Source organism: Lysinibacillus sp. F12 (assembly GCF_057773605.1).
This window is the reverse complement of record NZ_JBYMLP010000003.1, coordinates 512,700-531,686: the sequence shown is the minus strand read 5'-3', so window position 1 is coordinate 531,686 and position 18,987 is coordinate 512,700. Positions and strand designations below refer to the sequence as shown.

The 18,987-nt window shown below is 33.2% G+C and carries 17 protein-coding genes and 1 pseudogene; 4 read left to right on the top strand and 14 right to left on the bottom strand.

Translation table 11 applies throughout. The features are described 5' to 3' along the window. Positions 1–696: 696 nt before the first annotated feature. The gene (locus AC3CH7_RS16640) at positions 697–2,196 is read right to left on the bottom strand and encodes a methyl-accepting chemotaxis protein (protein ID WP_012294449.1); all 1,500 of its coding nucleotides are present in this window, start codon (positions 2,194–2,196) and stop codon (positions 697–699) included. A gap of 617 nt (positions 2,197–2,813) precedes the next feature. Here AC3CH7_RS16640 and AC3CH7_RS16635 point away from each other — a divergent pair. Beyond that, positions 2,814–3,737: a GNAT family N-acetyltransferase gene (locus AC3CH7_RS16635; protein ID WP_227256845.1), complete on the top strand. Its 924-nt coding sequence runs from the start codon at positions 2,814–2,816 to the stop codon at positions 3,735–3,737. 287 nt (positions 3,738–4,024) lie between these two features. Here AC3CH7_RS16635 and AC3CH7_RS16630 read toward each other — a convergent pair whose 3' ends face one another. Then, positions 4,025–5,047 (bottom strand): alpha/beta hydrolase, encoded by a 1,023-nt coding sequence (locus AC3CH7_RS16630; RefSeq protein WP_031415857.1) that lies wholly within the window; start codon positions 5,045–5,047, stop codon positions 4,025–4,027. A gap of 886 nt (positions 5,048–5,933) precedes the next feature. On the opposite strand from AC3CH7_RS16630, the gene AC3CH7_RS16625 reads away from it, so the two are divergent. After that, on the top strand, positions 5,934–6,650 hold the full coding sequence (locus AC3CH7_RS16625) for a hypothetical protein (protein ID WP_197149045.1): 717 nt from the start codon (positions 5,934–5,936) through the stop codon (positions 6,648–6,650). Between the two features lie 836 nt (positions 6,651–7,486). Here AC3CH7_RS16625 and AC3CH7_RS16620 read toward each other — a convergent pair. From AC3CH7_RS16620 to AC3CH7_RS16590, 7 genes are all read right to left on the bottom strand, one after another. Then, on the bottom strand, positions 7,487–7,834 hold the full coding sequence (locus AC3CH7_RS16620) for a DUF5839 family protein (RefSeq protein WP_243432493.1): 348 nt from the start codon (positions 7,832–7,834) through the stop codon (positions 7,487–7,489). Positions 7,835–8,303: 469 nt separating this feature from the next. After that, positions 8,304–9,485: a macrolide family glycosyltransferase gene (locus AC3CH7_RS16615; protein ID WP_036218308.1), complete on the bottom strand. Its 1,182-nt coding sequence runs from the start codon at positions 9,483–9,485 to the stop codon at positions 8,304–8,306. Next, positions 9,482–9,919 (bottom strand): helix-turn-helix domain-containing protein, encoded by a 438-nt coding sequence (locus tag AC3CH7_RS16610; protein WP_036218312.1) that lies wholly within the window; start codon positions 9,917–9,919, stop codon positions 9,482–9,484. The genes AC3CH7_RS16615 and AC3CH7_RS16610 overlap by 4 nt, the downstream gene beginning before the upstream one ends. Before the next feature lie 1,019 nt (positions 9,920–10,938). Next, positions 10,939–11,271: a DUF4288 domain-containing protein gene (locus AC3CH7_RS16605; protein WP_488381649.1), complete on the bottom strand. Its 333-nt coding sequence runs from the start codon at positions 11,269–11,271 to the stop codon at positions 10,939–10,941. 24 nt (positions 11,272–11,295) lie between these two features. Then, on the bottom strand, positions 11,296–11,625 hold the full coding sequence (locus AC3CH7_RS16600; protein ID WP_012294441.1) for a hypothetical protein: 330 nt from the start codon (positions 11,623–11,625) through the stop codon (positions 11,296–11,298). Positions 11,626–11,785: 160 nt separating this feature from the next. Beyond that, on the bottom strand, positions 11,786–12,766 hold the full coding sequence (locus tag AC3CH7_RS16595; protein WP_012294440.1) for an epsilon-toxin family protein: 981 nt from the start codon (positions 12,764–12,766) through the stop codon (positions 11,786–11,788). Between the two features lie 498 nt (positions 12,767–13,264). Next, positions 13,265–13,603: an ETX/MTX2 family pore-forming toxin gene (locus AC3CH7_RS16590; RefSeq protein ID WP_258858680.1), complete on the bottom strand. Its 339-nt coding sequence runs from the start codon at positions 13,601–13,603 to the stop codon at positions 13,265–13,267. A 1,189-nt stretch (positions 13,604–14,792) separates the two neighbouring features. Here AC3CH7_RS16590 and AC3CH7_RS16585 point away from each other — a divergent pair. Together AC3CH7_RS16585 and AC3CH7_RS16580 are read left to right on the top strand one after the other, a co-directional pair. Then, positions 14,793–15,152, top strand: a pseudogene (locus AC3CH7_RS16585) (glutathione-dependent formaldehyde dehydrogenase); the annotation flags it as partial. Between the two features lie 184 nt (positions 15,153–15,336). Then, complete coding sequence (locus tag AC3CH7_RS16580) at positions 15,337–15,993, top strand: response regulator transcription factor (protein WP_012294438.1); 657 nt, start codon at positions 15,337–15,339, stop codon at positions 15,991–15,993. 103 nt (positions 15,994–16,096) lie between these two features. Here AC3CH7_RS16580 and AC3CH7_RS16575 read toward each other — a convergent pair whose 3' ends face one another. The 5 genes from AC3CH7_RS16575 to AC3CH7_RS16555 all read right to left on the bottom strand — a co-directional run bounded on the left by AC3CH7_RS16575 (position 16,097) and on the right by AC3CH7_RS16555 (position 18,795). Continuing rightward, positions 16,097–16,264 (bottom strand): IS3 family transposase, encoded by a 168-nt coding sequence (locus tag AC3CH7_RS16575; protein ID WP_080695197.1) that lies wholly within the window; start codon positions 16,262–16,264, stop codon positions 16,097–16,099. After that, positions 16,206–16,532, bottom strand: a complete 327-nt coding sequence (locus AC3CH7_RS16570; RefSeq protein WP_012294436.1) for an IS3 family transposase — start codon at positions 16,530–16,532, stop codon at positions 16,206–16,208. Before AC3CH7_RS16570 ends, AC3CH7_RS16575 begins: the two co-directional genes overlap by 59 nt. 3 nt (positions 16,533–16,535) lie before the next feature. Beyond that, positions 16,536–16,907, bottom strand: coding sequence for an IS3 family transposase (locus AC3CH7_RS16565; protein ID WP_081112813.1), 372 nt, complete (start codon positions 16,905–16,907; stop codon positions 16,536–16,538). Positions 16,908–17,123: 216 nt separating this feature from the next. Continuing rightward, positions 17,124–17,756, bottom strand: coding sequence for a type 1 glutamine amidotransferase family protein (locus tag AC3CH7_RS16560; protein WP_012294434.1), 633 nt, complete (start codon positions 17,754–17,756; stop codon positions 17,124–17,126). A gap of 76 nt (positions 17,757–17,832) precedes the next feature. Beyond that, complete coding sequence (locus tag AC3CH7_RS16555) at positions 17,833–18,795, bottom strand: helix-turn-helix transcriptional regulator (protein WP_012294433.1); 963 nt, start codon at positions 18,793–18,795, stop codon at positions 17,833–17,835. Positions 18,796–18,987: the final 192 nt, after the last annotated feature.

The window sequence follows — 18,987 nt, the reverse complement described above, 5'->3', positions numbered from 1 at the left end:
AGTCATAGAATCAATATGACTTACTTTATTAAATGTATAAGCAGATAAAAATGTTTAGGTAAAGGAGGAAGGGCAACATAAAAACTCAATTTTCTTCTACTAAGACGCCTTATTTGAGTTGAAGGTAATTATTTTTATTGAGATAAATGTTTGTAATCAAATATTTCAATTTTGAAACCGAGAGTACATTTATCTTTATCAATCTAGACACTATAACAGGATAAAGAAATTCTTACCTTAACATCAACTATACTTTTCGAAAGACTTTTAATTCTTACTGGAATAAATCAAGTAATCTTGCATCGCCATATAAGGCAATTTACTTTTTTATACAAAAAAAGTCCCCTTTCCACCATGTTCGTCCGACTTTATCTACAAGCATCCCTGTTACGATCGACGGAAGATACGTAGCATCTACATGAAATCCTATAGCAATTCCAACCTCCGATAAACCATGACCATCTGAGTAAATAAATAAAAATAAGATATGTTTCTGTGGGACTTTTAGATAGTCTCTTGATCTAAGTATATCTCTGCTAGCACTCGGTGTACTGAATGTCAAAAAAAAAAGCATCTTTTTAAAGCTCATAAATAAAACCAGATACTCATAAAAAACTTTAGGAGTACCTGGTTATTTTAATGAGAATTCCCCTATTTGCTTTATATAAAAGCTTTTTAGCGAAATACTCTTTTATTTTATTGTTGCTTTGAAAATTCCACCAAATCCTGTGACATTGTACCAATTTCATCTGCCGAGGCATTCAATTGTTCTGTAAGAGCCGCCTGCATTTGCGCAAGCTCACTAATTTTATCCATATAGTCAATAATTGTATCAATAGAAACCTTTATTTGCATTAAACTTGATTCAATATTACCTGTTGCCTTAGCCGAATTAACTGCTAATTTTCTTACCTCTTCAGCTACTACACCAAAACCTTTTCCTTGTTCTCCTGCACGTGCGGCTTCTATTGCAGCATTTAACCCTAGTAAATTTGTCTGATCTGCTATCTCTCGAATAAAATGTGATATAATCTGTGTTTCATCTGCTACCCCTTTCGCATCATTGGCAGCTTCTGTAGTTTTTTCCTGTGTGTTCGCCAGTTCCTGTGCCTGCATAGTAATAGAATTAATGCCATCAACCATTTGATTAATAGAAGCTGATAATTCCTCCATACGTGTCATAGTTTCTTGCACATTTTGCTCTTTCTTTTTTTCATGTGTAATATCTCGAATAGTTCCTGCCACTCGCAAAGGAGCTCCCTCATTATCACGAAGCGTTGTACCGTTTGCATGAAACCAGCGATATTCACCTGATTTTAATTGAAGGCGATAATCTACTTGAAATGGCGTACGCCCAGAAAAATCTAATAAATGGGCACTAAACGCATCTAATGCAGGCTGCTTGTCCTCTGGATGCAAGCGATCACTCCAAGAGCTCATAATATTTGGAAAATCATGTTCATCCTTGAAGCCCAATGTTCTTCGAAATTGTTCACTCCACCAAAAGGAATTCTGTGGATTTAATGGATTACCTTGATCTACAATCATATCCCATGGCGCTTCTACCAGAGCTTTATTAATTAAATCATAACGTGTTACATATCCCTGTAATTTTTCCACGTTTATTTTTTTATCATGAATATTCATCATCAAACCAATGATTTGATACTGATCATCTTCAAGATGGGAAGCCATTCCTGTAGTCTGTATCCAGCGCTCTTGACCGTCACGACAGCATATCAAATGCTCCATATTAAATCGAGTTTGTGTTTCTAAACTCTCCTCTAGCATCTCTTTAAAATCAGAACGATGCGCCTCTGTAATTACCTTCAAAAAATCTTGAAAACTGTCTTTAAGAGCATAACTATCAAACCCTAAGAGCTCTTTTAATTCTGACGAAGCTGTGAAAACATTGTTTGAATCATCCAAGCGTCCGTTTAATACTCGTAATTCCCAAAGACCCATTTCATTACTTTTCAATACATTACCCAATTTTTTCTGCAATTGATCTTCAGATTCTTTCCGAAGCCTATTTACTTGATTTAAATTATGTACTAACTGGTTTAATTCCTCATCATTTGTTGAAGCTAAAGTATACTCAAAATCATATTGACCCTGTTTAGCCATTTGCAATTGAGCCTCACTCAACTTAATAAGATCGCCAATTGTTATGTTCCGTTCTTTTTTTAAAAACATTCTTAGTTCCCCTTCGATAGTGTATAGATTACATGACTAATTCAAGAATCATTAGTTATAAAACTAGAATCATATTTCGTGTTTTTCTCATTATAACCGAAAAAATAGTTAAAAAGCACTCGAAAAATAATATATTTTTTAGATGCACTATATTCCTTATAACGGCTACCTCATTTACTTTAAGAACTATATATTTTTTTGAATCTGTATCCAAATACTCAAATTACTAGTGAATTCCCAGGAATTATGATAAAAAGAGATTTTTTTGATTACTTCTTTCGGGCTATCCAACGCGAAACAAAGGAATCTTTTTAAATACATACTAAATCAATGCTATATTCATATATTTTAATTGAATTTGTCATTGAAGGTTTATTAAAAGAATTGAATTAGTGTGTTATCAAAATTCGATTATATATTTGTTAAAAAAAATTAATATAGAGATAAAAATATGTAGATACAAGTATTAAAGTGTGTTATTTTAAATGGTAATAATAGTCAAAGGAGGAGTTTACTGTGAGCAAACAAATGTTAGCAAAGGGCAAATTTTTCAAGGGGAAAACGCATAGCTAGCCCTCTAAACTGCGGAACCCCCTACTATTGAGAGGGGTATTATTTTGAGCCAATCACCAACAGAATTTTTCATTCGTAACTTCGAACATGGAGATATGCCTTTACTTGGTGAGTTGTACCAATCAGTAACAGCAAAAGACAACGCGACATTTTGGTGGGTCGGGGACGAAGATAATTGGAGTAACGTTTATTGCGCATTTGAAGATGGGAAAATGGTCGCTAAGGGGCAAGTTAGCATCATTAACGTTGTTCCTCCAGGTCGTTCAAAAGAGAACAATCACTCTATATATATTAATCTGAAAACCATTTCTGAAAGAGAACAGGACATTACGTTGCTCGACAAAGTCTATCAATATCTTTTAACAAGAGCAAAGCAATTAAAGGTAACTTTACCTCAAGAATACGGAACAATACTTTGTGTAGGTAACGATTCGAAAGAAACAGCAAACAATCAGTTTTTTATCCAAAAAGGATATCTCCCTCTGAATAGTTTGTATAGCATGAATCGAGATTTGACTGAACCGGTTGTGGAGTTAAAACTTCAGGAGGAGTTTCAATTCTCACACTGGAGCATGGAGACATCTAGCGAGGAAAGAGATTACCTTAATATTGAAGCTGAAATTTGGCCAGATGCTCCACTTGGTCTTAATAGATTGTCTGAATACAAAAAAAACAAGCTATGGACATCCATGGTCATACGTCAAATAGACACTATTGTTGGCGGACTAATGACATGGCAGGAAGAAGACTACGGTGTAATTGAGGACGTTTTTGTCCGTGAACCATGGAGAAAGCGTGGAATTGCAAAGTTTACGCTTACACAGGCTTTGAAATATCTTAAGTCTCATAAGCTACAAAAAGCCACTCTCATGGTACTAACGACAAATAAATCAGCCTTATCTCTATACGAATCGGTTGGCTTTTATACGGATAAAGAAGAGATAAGATACTTCACAAAACTCAATTAGGTAACAAAAAGAGGGGTAGGCTGCCCCTTGAACTGACTCCTTCGGGTTAGACAAAACAAAAAAGCATCTTCAATTGAATTTAGGGTAATGTATCCTAATATCAATCGGAGGTGCTTATTTTTATGGGAACGAGAGGAAGTCATCGGCAAGAAGTAAAATTAAAATCAGGTGATGAAGTTACAAGGTATTTCTACAAAGGTGATGATTAATACCATGTGATGTTTTTTAGCTCACTAGTAACGGACAGAAGCCGATTTCATTAAACCAAACCTGATGTGCGTATTGAGCTATTTCCCACTATACTTCTTTATGAAGGCAAGCGTTTTCCCAAGTGTTTGTTCAGCGTGCGTAGTAGTAAAATCAAATTGATACTCATGACCTAGGTCAGAATTTGTTCCTTCAAATAAAACACTTTCTACTTCCACCCCATTCTTTTTGAGAACATCTATAAGCTCTGTTGATTGTGGGGCTAGTGGATCTGCATCTCCAACTGTCAAAAAGGTAGGTGGGTAATTAGGTGTTACATGTTTAACTGTAGACATCTCATCTATTCTAGAGTAAGACTTGAAATCTTTTGTTCCTGTATATGCCCAAAATACTGATTGGATACCTTTTTTTATTATTGGAGATGACTGAGCACCTATTTTATCCATGTTATAAACCCCACAGAATAAAAGAGCACCTTTTAACTGTTTTTTATCAACTGTAGGTTGAATATCCATTGATTTTGCTAGAGCTTCATTTGTTATTATCGCAATGGTTTGACTGGCAATTTGTGCACCTGCTGAATCACCGCCAATAAATAAATGATTCATATTGCCGCCATATTTCGAAATATTATCCTGTAAATATTTAAGAGCTTGGTTAGTTTGTATGATTGGCCCCGGATATTTTTGTACCGGTGCAATAGCATAGTTTATATTTGCTACAACATATCCTTCATTGGCTAATGCCATTCCATATTCTTGCGTTTGTTCCTTACTACCTGATACAAATGCACCACCATGTATCCACATAATAACAGGGAGTTCTTCCTTCATATTTTTCGGATAATAAATATCTAAAAGACTATTCTCAATTCCATGTTCATCATAAACAATATCTTTTTCAACATGGACTTGCCTTTTTATTGTTTCAATGTCCTTAGGGGATGCAAAAGAATCAGATTCAAAAAGCTGCTTGATAATAAAGGTATTAAGTACAGGTGTAAACTGACCAATTATAAATATAAGCAATATAGGAATGACAATAATATAAACGGGAATCATCCATCGCTTTTTTTTCTGATAAAATCTTTTTTTAGTTTTCAAATTGAATGAACACCTTACCTCACTTCATTATTATATGAAATTCACTTGACGGAAAAAGAAGAGGGTGGATACGCCCTACGTTATGCAAAAAAGATCAGCGTCCTTTAAACTCTGATTTTCCTCCTTCTTTTTTTCCGCCCACACAATATTTATCTAATTAGATGAATGAGTCTAATTTAGATATTATTGAACCTCATACAAATGAATTATATCAGATTTCAACCTTCAACCTTTAGAAGAGAATATTATGTATGTGGAATAGCAATGTGGAGTACCTAGGCTTTTTGAGTTTTTCATGATACTGTCTATATTTTGTATGAAGCTCCTTATCTACTTCATCGATAGAATTCTTCTCAGAAACTTCTTCAGTTTCAGCATTGACCTGCGTGTGGATACAAGAATGTTGTAGAAGTATAGATATTTTTTGTATTTGTTATAATTGGCTAACCATCTAACATTCTATAAAGGTAATTTCATTTCGGTTTAACAACCTTTTTTTTAAAAAAAGTTAAAAAATTATTCACGTTCATGCATTTCAACTATACATAACATTAAAAAAAGGCAGTAACGATGAAGGACCAACCTTTGTCGTTACTGCCTTTTTTTGAATCACTAGTTATTGTGTATACGAAATTTTATATATCTTTGTTTTGACAGCGTTTTAAGGGTAGTCTTACTACCTGCAACGTGTATAAAATCGCATAACCAAACATGGTTTCACTGCAGAATTAAGATGAAACAGAAAATAAGGAATATTTAGTCATTTTTACAAACACTTTCTATTAAACCTCAATAATGTTATTATTGTAATAGTAAATAATATGAATAATTTACAATTAATAAAAAAATTTACAGTATATACTTATAAGGAAGAGGCGAAAAAATAATGATTCATAATAGTTTATTCAAAAAGACATTCACAACATTTTGCTGTTCTGCATTATTAGTTGGTGGAGTAACTATGTCGGCAATTTCTACTCAAGCAACTGAACTAACAAATGAAGAAGAATTATATTTAAATGAATTAGGATTTAATAAAGATAGTGATTTTTATAAATTACTGCATGCAATTGAGCAACTACCATCTGAAAAGCAAAGTGCTGAAGAAGTCGCAGAATGGTTATCAAACCATTCTGGTTTAACAATCACAGCTGAAGGCGAATATTTAAACTTTGGTTCCTTAGAGCAAATTGGTGAAAGTGAAGTTCAAATTCCTAATATTTCAGCTTACTCGTTTTCAGTTATAGAAATAGCTGCATGCGTCGGAGCTCTTGGAGGACTTATTCCTGTAACAAAAATCCTTAAAGTTCACAAATTATTAGACACTCTTGGTGGTGCCACTAAAGTAATGCAACAAGTTCTTACAAATTATAAATATTATCGTAAAGACAAGGGGTATAGCCAAACTAAAGCTCTAAGTCAAGCTCTAGAAGATTTCTCTGTTGCTAGTAAGTTATCTTCAGCATCTAAACAATTATTTATGGATTTCTTTAATATAAGTGCAATCATAGGATCTTGTGGACCTTTATTTTCATACGAAAATAATAAACATGAAGATGAAAATTACTTCTTTAATGAACGTGCTTTAAAGAATTTAGCTTAACACTGAATGGTTAAAAGTGGAAATTTATTAATTCTACTTTTTTTCCTATACTTAAGAAGGAGTTTAACAAATGCGAAGTTACTTACTTTACTTTTTATTACTACTAATAATTCTACTAGCAATGGTTGATACTTGGGGCGAAACCAATAAAACTATTATGTATGGAGTTGCGCTTATAAGTATCGTTAGCTTAATAATTATAAAATCATCAGAAAAGAGTAAAAAATAAAAATTTCAAAAATCTAAAGACAGTAGGGACAATGTATTATCCCTACTGTCTTTAGATTTGAATAACCAATTCGTTACTCTTAATAATTATAGTTTACTTATTTTCACTTATAGTTTTTTCTTTACAATTCGAGCAAAGCAACAACAAATATAACTGCTTATTTTTTTGAAAAATAACAACTAAATATTCGTAAAGGTCATAGGAATCTCCTCCCAATGGGAGTGTGGCCACACTCCCATTGGGAACACTATTTAGAGAAAATTAAATCGCCAGAGGTCAAAAATCGGATTCCGATTTTATGCCATTAAGCACACCGAATTTTTGAAGGTGCGTAGAAGGGCACTCTGAAATTTAATGGTGATTATTCTGGCTACCCTTACAACAAAATTTCATTCCTTTTTCAACCGGTATACCTATCATTTCGTTCTCCATATAGTTCTACTTTGTTATGTATACAATATCAAACCCTCCCGTATACCGTTCCAACCCAAGTGCGACGCGCTTTTCGAGTGTGCTGTAGCACACTCTTAATCCTGCACGTTATACTTGGCTCTTTTCACGCAACTAAGATAACTCTTAGTACCCGATCCTTGCATGTTGTAAAAACTTATACTTTTTGGGATACTTTTTCCAAAAGCCCTCTAATTCTTTTATATTGTTTTCCTGTCTCTTCAATCTCTTCCCTAAAAACTTCTGTTACTAAGATACGTGCAATTGGTTTTCCGACATTAACAATATCACCTGGTTGGATGTTTAAATCAAGTAAATACTTAGGGATATGCCATGTGTACTTTTTAGGATTGATTTTAACGTATTGATCACTGGCTGAAATGGCTGCATCTAATGAGTGATATTTGATTGTTTCTAAATAGCCGTGAGACAACCCTAACTTGTCCTCTGCTTTGATTTTTTTCAATGACTCATATATAACACCTACAAAGGCTTTAAAGCCCATTAAAAAACCTGTACGGGTTTGATAAAGTTTTTTTTAACGATTGTAAAGATTACTTTTCTTATCAGACGCCTGCTTAGTAGACTTCTTTATATCTTTTATTGTTATCATTTAAAAAACTGCTGTACGGTCTGGTAAAATTTAAAACTGGGGCAAAAAGCCTCAATGCGGTGCTTACCTACAGACTGAAAACTCGCACCAGCATATTGAGTACATTAATGGTCTGTTTCACCGTTGATTTAGCAGAGTCTTTTACTTCTATGATATTATCTCGAATATCATGGGTTAGCCCAGTTACTTTGTCATCCAATTTTTGTTTGAAGATTACAGAATAGTAAATTCCCACAGCGTTAAAGTACGTTATTCTATAATCTGACCCTTTAGATGAAGAAAGACGCATTCCTTAATAAAGAAATGCGCCTGCTTCTTGAAGTTTTGTTCACCATATAAACTTTTGCAGAATACAAAGGCGTTAGGATTTCTCTCCAATTATACTCAGGATCACATTAGCTGCTTCTAACGCACCACCAGCTTTCCTAAAGCTTTCTGACAGTTTCTGCGCTTCTTCCTGGTATACTCGATTTGTAAGCACTTCAGCTACCGCTGTTGCTAAATCCTTTGGAGTTTTTCTTTTAAGTTTTACTCCTGCACCGAGCTGGGCAACTCGGTCAGCTACCATTCTTTGTTCGCTATGTTGCGGAAATAAAACCATTGGAACTCCAAAAAATAGACTTTCATTCGTACTATTCATCCCGCAGTGGGTAATAAATACATCTGCTTTCTGTAATACCGAGATCTGATCCACAGCGTTTTTCACTATGAAATTTTCTGGTACGCTATCAAGAGACGAAATCTCCGTTTTTTCTCCGACTGACATCACAACATCATAGTCTGTCTTCCCAAATGCTTTGAGACAGTTTTGGTAAAAATCCTGATTCTGATTTAGTATTGTTCCAAGAGAGATGTAGATTACTTTTCTACCTCTTTTTTCATTCTGTATCGGTATAGACTGCTTTATGGACGGTCCAACAAAGGCATAGCGCCCAGAAAAGGTATCCGCCATTGGCTGAAATTCTTTCGAAGTGTAAACAATGGTGTCTGTTTCATTATCATTTTGAACTAACGATACAAAATTCTCTACTCGATAACCATGATCATTTAATAGTTTAATTTTTCTGTTAATTCTCCGCATGCCTAGAATCATTCTCCAGACTTCCATGAAACTCCGCTTCATTAGTTTTGCTGTATACTGATTAAAGGCAAACGAAGTAGTCGAACAAATATATGGAATTCCTAGTTTCGCAGCAAATAATTTTCCCCAAATACATAAAGAGTCAGATACAATGCAGTCTGGCTGAATATCCCTTAATTCTTTACACACCTTTTTATCCAAAGCAATTGTTATATCCGCAGCCATTTCAATTAATGCTGCAAAATCTTTGCCAACCTTACGATCCAATTCTAAATGTGTAACTTTAGGTAAGAATTCATCACAAGCTATAAAAAAAGCACCAGTGTCTTCTATTTTGCCCTGAAATTCTAAAAAGGAATAATACCAAACTTGATGACCTTTCTTTATTAATTCGGTTACTACCGGAATAGTGGGGTTGGTGTGACCATGTGCGGGTAACGAAAAAAAGATGATTTTACTCATTCACTCTCATCCTTGGATTCCGCATTTCGAATCATCTCTGCAAATTCTAGGAAGCCGTCACTTTTTAAGACAGCGATTCCTTTTGTCGCATCCTCTCCCAAAACAACCAGTTTATCACCTGCATGAATCTGATACATTTCACGTGCATGTTTTGGAATTACAATCTGTCCGCGTTCTCCTACCTTCACAACACCAAAGAACTGCTTCCCTTTAGGACTAATCCGATTTGCTTCTTCTTCATTCATATTTTGGGATAATTGATCTATGGTTACTTGAAAAATATCACCGAGCATTTTGAATTTGTAAATATCAGGTATAGCCTCCCCATTTTCCCACTTCGCTATGGTCTGCCTTGATACGTTTACCTTTTCAGCCAATTGTTCTTGACTTAGTTTATGCCTTTTACGCAAAACACGAATATTCATACCAATCATGTTTTTCATCTCCTTTTATTTTTATAATATAGAGGATTTAAGGAGATATCTATCAACAGTTCATAACATTTCTTGTTAAATATTGTGGCAAATATTCATACGCAAGAAAGATACCCTATCGATATTCCATGATCTGACCCGTTTGTGGAACAATTAAAAAATCCTGCATGCCAACACAGGATTTTACTTAAAACTGTTTATTAACGTTGTGACTTTATTTCATATCTACATTCATTTTTCTAATTGCCTTTTAATTGAGTAAACAGTGTTCCTAGAAAGACCTGTTTTTCTGTGAATATTCACTACTGATTCATTTTGTTTTAATAATTGGACACAACGTTCTAACCAAGTAAGGATGGGGGTAAAAATAGAAGTTTAATTTTTGATGTAGTTTATTAGAAAACCAATCTAAATGTTGGTATTACATCGCTTAGATTGGTTTTCTGTTGGATACAAACTTTCTTTATTTTACGCATCGTTGTATGTAATTCCTATTTTATCGTGAACTAATAACTAGTTATATCCCAGTCTCAAATAGTATGTTTTCTAATATAAGGCAGGCAACTAATAGTAAACCTAATATTTTAAACCTTTTATACTTATTATCTTTATCTAACAAAGATAGAATCCAATCTCATAGCAGATGGCTCCTTACATTCTTATGTCTACTCTAAAAAGCAGTATTTTTAGCATGGTGGTTTTTGTGTTTTTTATAACTATTATTAAGAATATTATAATTAACTTTACTTGAACAGATAATATTCTCTTTATATATTAACTCAAAAGTCCATTCACCACGAATAAGTTTTGAGCTTGTTTTTAATACAGCATAAATAAAAAGAGCAGCTATAAATTGCTCTGCTCTCTCACAATATCTTGTTTCAACACTTCAGGACAATGATAATTAATACCCCACTTATACTCCAGATAATTAATATAAATGATAGAGTGTTGAAGAAATAGATGTTTCTTTATTGAAATAAAAAGGGGCAACAGTATTAAATACTGTTGCCCTTTTTTTATTTATCAAGGGAATATAATTTTATGACTTCATCTGCAGTAATTGGTTTATCGAAAGGTAAAAAGCGACTATAAACTTCTTTGAAATTCATATCTCCTTCGAATTGATCAACAGTTTCAAATATATCAAGTATTTTTACAAGACTCCATGTAGTTTGCCCACCATCTGCATTTATGTAAGTATCATCAACAAATTTTTGGCGGATTTTTATTTCTGCTTCATCGGAATTTTGAGCTTCTACCAATATGATAATTTCTTCGAATGTTTTAGATGAATGGGTGTTTGGTATTACAGTAGATTCTAATAATATTTTCACTGAATATATCTTCATAATTTATACCCCTAAACTATTTAATTATTTTTTAAAGCGATTATCATTTAACAATTTTTTTGCTTTTTTTGCTGCAGCATTGCCGTTGTTGGCATCTTTTTCGATTTCATTGAGAGTTTTTCCGTAATATTCCCCTGGGAATTCACTTCTAATAGAGCCTTTTCTGTTCTTAGAAATATATTCGTCTGCTGTCTCTTTTTCTATGAACGAATTTATACAGTCTCCAATCCAAGTTCCTACTTTATAAGTGGCCAAACCTACTGTGAAGATTCCTGTTCCAATTACGAGCGCTTGTCCTATACCTGGTACGAAATATAGAACTCCGATAGCAGCTGCAGGAGTATGTTTTTTCATCTGTCTACGAAATGGGAGTAGTAGGTCTTCTAATATCTTATATCTTTTTTATGTCGCACCTTTTAGACCAATTTCCTGAATGTTAATATTCAATTTATTTATTACAATAAATGTATAAATCACTTAATTATCCACAACATATATAACTTTATTTATATATTTACTCGGAAATTATTGTGGGACTTACCATCAAATTCTCGGTCTTTATAACTTCATTACTTTTTGTGCTTATATATTCAACTTGAACATTAAATAGACTTCCGTATTCTGATTCGAAGCGTCCCTTTCCACTAGCTAAAAAATAATCAGGGTTATTGACACTTCTTGATATTATTTTAATATCTGGAAATTCATGAGTTCCAGATAATTTAGCTTGATTGTAAGCCTCTTCATAAATCGAACCGAGAGATACCCACTTAAGTCCTCCCATACTAGAAATTGGAAGCTCCTCATAACCAAATTTTTCTTTATTTAATCCAACTTCTGCATAAATATCCATTTCACCCTTGATTTTTTTAATTTCTAATACAGCAACTACTCTAGCAATAGTATGTGGTGGAACAACAATAGATTGAGAAGGAGCAACATATTCTACAGTTTCCGAAGTCTCATTTGCCTGACTACTACTAAAATTATATTCTGCCTTTAGTGTGATTTTACCTTCTGCTAGAAAAGGTATCCCTGTTGCCAGACTGGTTTCAGTACCAAACATAAATCCATGTTCAGTTGTAGCCGTTGTAGTATTTGAAAATGATTTGCGAAATTCCTGCGAGCTTAACGTTTGATCCCTATCGGTATCATTTCGTAAGTCACTTTGACCAGCCCAAAGAGGATTTTGACTAATTACTTGAGGTTCCATAGATAATTTACCATAGGTATTTTTTACTTCAAAGTCAATATTTTCTGGGTGTTTACCAATTGAACCTAGCCCATTAGAAGTCAAATATCTGCCGTAGTAATTAACTAGGAACCTTGAACCATTTGCTGCATCTGGAAAGCTATTTTTAACGGGACTAAAATTTGCTATACTTTGATTCTCTTTAACATTACTATCTCCATTTGCCGCCATTGCTATTGGTGATGAAAGTAAACTTAGACCAATAGTAGCTCCCATTAATATTACTTTTGCTTTGTTTTTCATAATTTCTCCTCCAATTTTAGTATGTATAATTTAGCGTATGGCTACATACTAAGTTTAGTTGTTATTATTTTTGGATTAATAAACAAAAAATATTAATTTTATAATACATAATCCATAAAAATTAATAATTGGTAGAATAATATAATTTTTAATTGAATGTTCAGTAATGGAATATCTACAGTATGATTGGGGCTTGAAGTGGTATGGTTTTAATTCATTCATCTCACCCAGTACTGTACAAGACATGATTAAAAGATATTAACCTTTTGTGGAAAAACTATAACAGAAACTGAACGGAAATAAGAGCAGAGAATTTACATACTTAGTACTATACCTCATACTGATGGGCAACTCCCCAAATTCAGTATAATGGTAGCGTCTAAACTAAAACCGTAGTGAACGAGGTGAAGGCCCCATAACTTTCGATGTTATCAAACACAAATAATAGAACTAAGAATAAATAAGCACTGATTTACAATGTTTTTTAGTTTATAGGAATTATTTTTGTTTCGACAAATGCCTGTATATTTTATTTGGTGGAACTTTAACAGCTTGTGAATTGGCAGTAATGGTGCTTGTTGTACTAATTGTAGTGGACAAATTAAATTCAAGGATTGCAGATACCTCACCCTCTGCTACAAAAGGAATACCAACTTTGCCTTTTGTAGTAATGGATGATTTGAATCCACTTTCTATGGAAGTGGATGTACTTTTGGTAATTGATTCACTAAAAGAAGTAATATTAAATGTCTGTTCTTGCTCTGAATTATTTATAAAAGTATTTTCTCCCATAAATATAGGTACCACATTTGTAACATTATTTTGTTTGAAATTTATTCCAGAGTATTCAACATCTTCACCGAATACAGGAGTACGAAGATATGGTATAAAACCAGCTATGGGTGGAATCGGCTCCTTGTGGACCTGTGTTTTCCATATTTAGAATATTATTTCTATGCTCTTGAACTTCAGCAGCTTTGACAATATTAGGAATAAGACCACTACCTAATAAAGTAACATTATTAATCCACTAGATACATATTTTCTTTTTATTCTAGAATCACATCCTAATAATTTATTTATTAATAGTTTATTAGATTTCACAGTATTTTACAAATTGTCCATAAACATACTCAAAAGAGGCTCATAATGTGGGGTTTTTCTTACTTTTTCACACTTTGTATTATAAATAATATTGAAATCAACGTGATAATACTTAATTAGAGCAGTAAAAAAATAAAATTCTTCATCAAATGACACATTTTTTTATGTAATTATGAAGTTTTTAATGGAGTAACTTTGTATGTTAAGCAATCTGGGACCCGATGGGGTAATGATTTGCAGTAAGCGTGGGGGGCACTGAAGAGTTCCGGAGTAACTTACACTTTAATACCTCCAATAAGGTTACACTATTGTACCTCTCTTCCTTATTCTAAATAGTCTTGTTTTCTCAGGATATATTTCTTATTTTAAAGTCTCTCATTCTTAGATTAAGTTTAGCTAGAATCTCTATTGTTTCAGTTGTTGCTTGCAATATGGCATCATTGGTCAAATGGTGCTTTCAGGATTTGATTTGTTGGAGCCACCCATATATCAAAAGTATAATGCAAAAACAGATTCGCTAAAAAGGACTTAGTAAACAACATCTGGGTGTAACCTCAGTTCGGTCAATTTTTTTCTTTTTATTTGATAAATTGCGCTTTGATTCCATCTTTTAATGTAGAATAGTATCAGGTTTAATTACATACTAACGTACTGCTTGCATAATAAATTTTTGAACAATATTATCGAACAGTAATGAACTCTATTACATAAGCAAAATACCAACAATGATTTCCCTTCGATTTTTATTGAATTTGGATAGGCTACTACCAACAACCCGATCCAACCGTTGACAAAGATATATGCTTTCAAGTTCTGTTTATAATTATTGTATAAGTCTATTTTAACTACTTAATATGGACAATCTTCTTAATTAAAACTATTCATTCCCCCATACCTGAATTTCCCCTACTCCCCCTCTTTCAAAATGACGCCTCTCGAATTTCTTTCAAGTGGCGTAAAACTTCAAAGTGGTGCTATGGGAGCTATCGTCACAGCCAGTCAAGCTGTACGTAAAGGAGGAACTATCCAAATTACAGGTGTATATGGAGGTCGATACAACGCCTTCCCACTCGGAGATATGTTCCAGCGTAATGTAGCGATTCGTACTGGACAAGCCCTAGTTGTTCATATCATGCCTCATGTCTATAACTTAATCGCAGATGGTAAAGTGAACGCAGGTGATATCATTACACACGTCCTCCCTCTTGAAAAAGCAAAACATGGTTATGAAATATTTGATACAAAACAGGAAGACTGTATTAAAGTGGTTTTAAAACCCTAAATATAGCGTTTTGGTACTTTTGTCTCTCTATTGCAAAAGTACCTTTTTCAATAGATCCGGGGCATTGAATCATTCTTAAAAACCACTACCACCTATTTTAAATGAGTAATTTTGTAGAAAATCTAGGTTTCTCCACATAAACTACAGATAGCGTGGTTATAATGTCAAACTAGGGGGATATCAAATGAACTATAAAATTTTTGCAGTAGTAGACGATTTAAAAGTTCAAGAATTAATTAAGCAGTTTTTGATGACACATAATTATTATGTAGAAGTAGTATCTGATGCAGACGAGGGAATAAAGAGACTAAAATCCCAATCCTATGATTTGATTCTCCTCGATATAAAAATGCCCAAAAGGTATGAAGTGGTCAAAATGTTTCGCAGTCAATTTAATATACCCATTATATTTCTAACTGCTTTAGAAGAAGAACTAGGTAAAATAAAAGGCTTTGATCCTGGGATTAACGATTACATAACTAAGCCATTTCCATTTCATGTGTTGATTAGACGAGTACAAGCAGTACTTAGAAGAAGCAATAATACAAATCTCGAAAATTATTTGTATTTTAATCAACTTCAAGTTGATTGTAAAAGAATTAAAGTTTATGTAAATAAAGAGGAAATACAGTTAACCACAAAAGAATTTAAAATTTTACAGCTACTACTTCGTAACGAGAAAAAGGTTCTTACTAGAAATACCATTATACAAAAGGTTTGGGATTATGAATATTCAGGAGAAACACGGAAGATTGATGCCCATATAAAAAATATAAGAAAAAAGTTAAATATACCCTATATTAAAACAGTAAGAGGTATCGGATACAAAATTGATGAATAGCATTGTAGAATCATGAAGAGGAATTCAATCAAACGATTTAAAACCACGCCTTTATATTTGAACTGCTCCCTGTCAAGTAGACAGTGGAAATAATAAAAAGCTTTTAAGCGGCTTTAGCCCTGTATTCTAATGGGCTTAAGCCGTTTAATCGTTCTTGGTATCTATCGTTATTGTAAAACTGGATATAATCCTCAATCGCTTGTTGTAACGCTTCAAATGTTTGGTGTGTACTGATAGCAACGATCACTATGAAGTAACGGTTGTTCTCCATCTTTTAAAGTAAGCATTGCTAAATCAAACGTCTTAAATACCAATTCATTATTATTTGAATGCCCCAATACATAACTGATAATAGAGCCATCGTAAAGATCTAGAATAGCGCTTAAATAAGCTTTCTTTCCATTTCCTAATTTGAACTCCGTCACATCTGTTACCCATTTTTCGTTGGGTTTTCTTGCAGTAAATTCACGATTTAATCGATTTTCAGCGACATGTTGTGCAGGTGAAGAAACATATCGCTTTCTTTTTCGACGAATCACGGATTATAAACCACTTATTTGCATTAATCGATAAATACGTTTGTGATTGAGCTTTTTATTGTATTTACGATTGATATTTAAAGTCATTCTTCGATATCCATAAATTTCTTCGACTTGTCGATAAATAGCTTGGATATCCTGAAGAATCGCTTTATTCTCTAGCTCTCTAACTGTTGGCGTACGTTGTAGCCATTTATAATAGGCAGCACGAGATAAACCGGCAATATCACATAAAAGGATTACTGGCAGATTTTCTTTCGCATGTAACTCTTGAATCGCTCTATATTTATTTTGTAAACGAACGCTTGTTAACGATTCCTCCTTTCGAGTTCTTCCAACTTTTTTTAAAAGGCATTTTCTCACGTAATCGTTCATTTTCACGTTCTAAACGTTTCATTTCTAGCTTGAATTTTTCTTCAGCTGTTAACTCCTGTTCTTCTTTCTTACGACCACGTTTATCCTGCAGAGCCTCTTCACCATATTTACTTACATAAACATATTTAAGTAATATACAAAAACCATGCTTTGACATTGTGTCTAAAGCATGGTTTTTATTTGAACTAATATAAAACTGCTAAGTTGATTTTTAGATCAGCTATTTATTGAATTCATTAACTGGAAGAAGTATTCAGTTTTATGAGTCTTATTTAGGTTATACCATGAATGCAATGTGTCAGGTGTAAATACATCTAATTTTTTCAGTACTTCCATAGTAAATTCTAGAGGTGCTACCCCTGATGCAGTAATTAAATTCACACCTGATACCGCAGGTCCCATCTCATGAAATTTTTCTCCTTTATAATTAGGACAGACCATTTTAATATACTCTAAGTCATTGCTTGTGTGTTTTCTAGAATCTAAGTATCCCATATTCGCAAGAGCCTCAGTTGCACCACAAATTGCAGCAACAATAGTACCAAGTTTTAAAGCTTCGCCAATTCTTCTTAAGATCGGTTGATGAATATCTTCTCTCCAAGTAGTCCCACCAGGTAAGACTAAAAGATCTTTACTCTTAAGCGTACATTCATCAAGAGAAATATCTGGTTGTATGCTCAGTCCTCCCATTGTAGTAATCATTTCTTTATTAGCTCCTACTGTAACTACTCTTAATGGGGCTAAATCTTTTTTGAAATATCTCCCTGAGTTTAGTTCAGCAATTAAATATCCATATTCCCAGTCTGACATTGTATTAAAAACATAAAGATAAACTTTTTTTGTTTGCATTAAATAACTCTCCTATCCGAATTGATATGCCTAGTATAATACAACTTCCCTGACACCTAACGTCAGGGAAGTTGTATTATACTTGATGAAATTTTATTAATTCCGACAGAACTTCAATAAGTCTTTTCTTAAGACTTATTGGCTCAATAACTTGAATAGATTTACCATACGGTAAAAGTAAATATGGTACATATGTATGTATAATATCCTTTTCAAGAAGAAATACTGCTTGATTAGAAGTACGTTCTTGTAAATAATGTCCTAAAAACCAATGTTGGCAAATATCTCCCAACGTCCCTGTATTCCCATTAATAACTAAAGAAGTAATCCCTTCCTTATCTTCTATAGTTGGAAGGAGGTTTTTCATAAAAAAGTCACTTGCTGAAAAATTTTCTGGCCGGTTAAACTTATTTTCGGTTAGCATTAGACTTTCAATTCGATCAATTCTAAAACTACGGATATCATTCCTAAGATGACAAAATCCAATCACATACCACTTATTATTCCAATAGATAATTCTGTACGGATCGACCAATCTATAATTTAATTGCTTTTCGCCACTTTTATGGTAAAGAATTTTTACTGAGTACCCGTCAGCTACGGCCTGCTCCAACTCCTTCAAAAAAGGTTCCAGAGAGAGTGAACCTAATCGACTTATTACTTCAAGACTAGTTAAATGTTGATTTATCTTTGTTTCCTGCTCTTGATTTGAGTATTTACTTAGTTTTGAAATGGCCCTATTTAGTGCTTCACCTCCATAATATCCGGCTTCTTCTGCAAAAACAGCAGCGTGGAATAGTGAAGTTTGCTCCTCAAAATCAAAAAAAAGAGGAACTTCAATAAAATTATTTAATAATGTATATCCACCGTTATGTCCTGTGTCTGAAATTATTGGTACACCACTTGTTGAAAGTGTATCAATATAACGATAAACAGTCCTTATATTCATCTCTAACTTTTCTGCAATTTGTTTTGCAGTAATTTTTTCACCTGAACTAAGCATCCATATAATTGCTAACATATTGTCAATTTTAGGCATATAAATCCACCTCTATTTGGAATTTACTATCTATCATATAAGTTTATTTTACTTAATTAGTAAAAATAAATTTTACATTTATCATTAGAATTTAACTTATTTCCATGAATTAGACAATTCTGTCTTGTTAATTTAAGTATAATTCTTCATAATCTAATTCTATTTTTGGGCATAACTCATCAACTGTGTTAT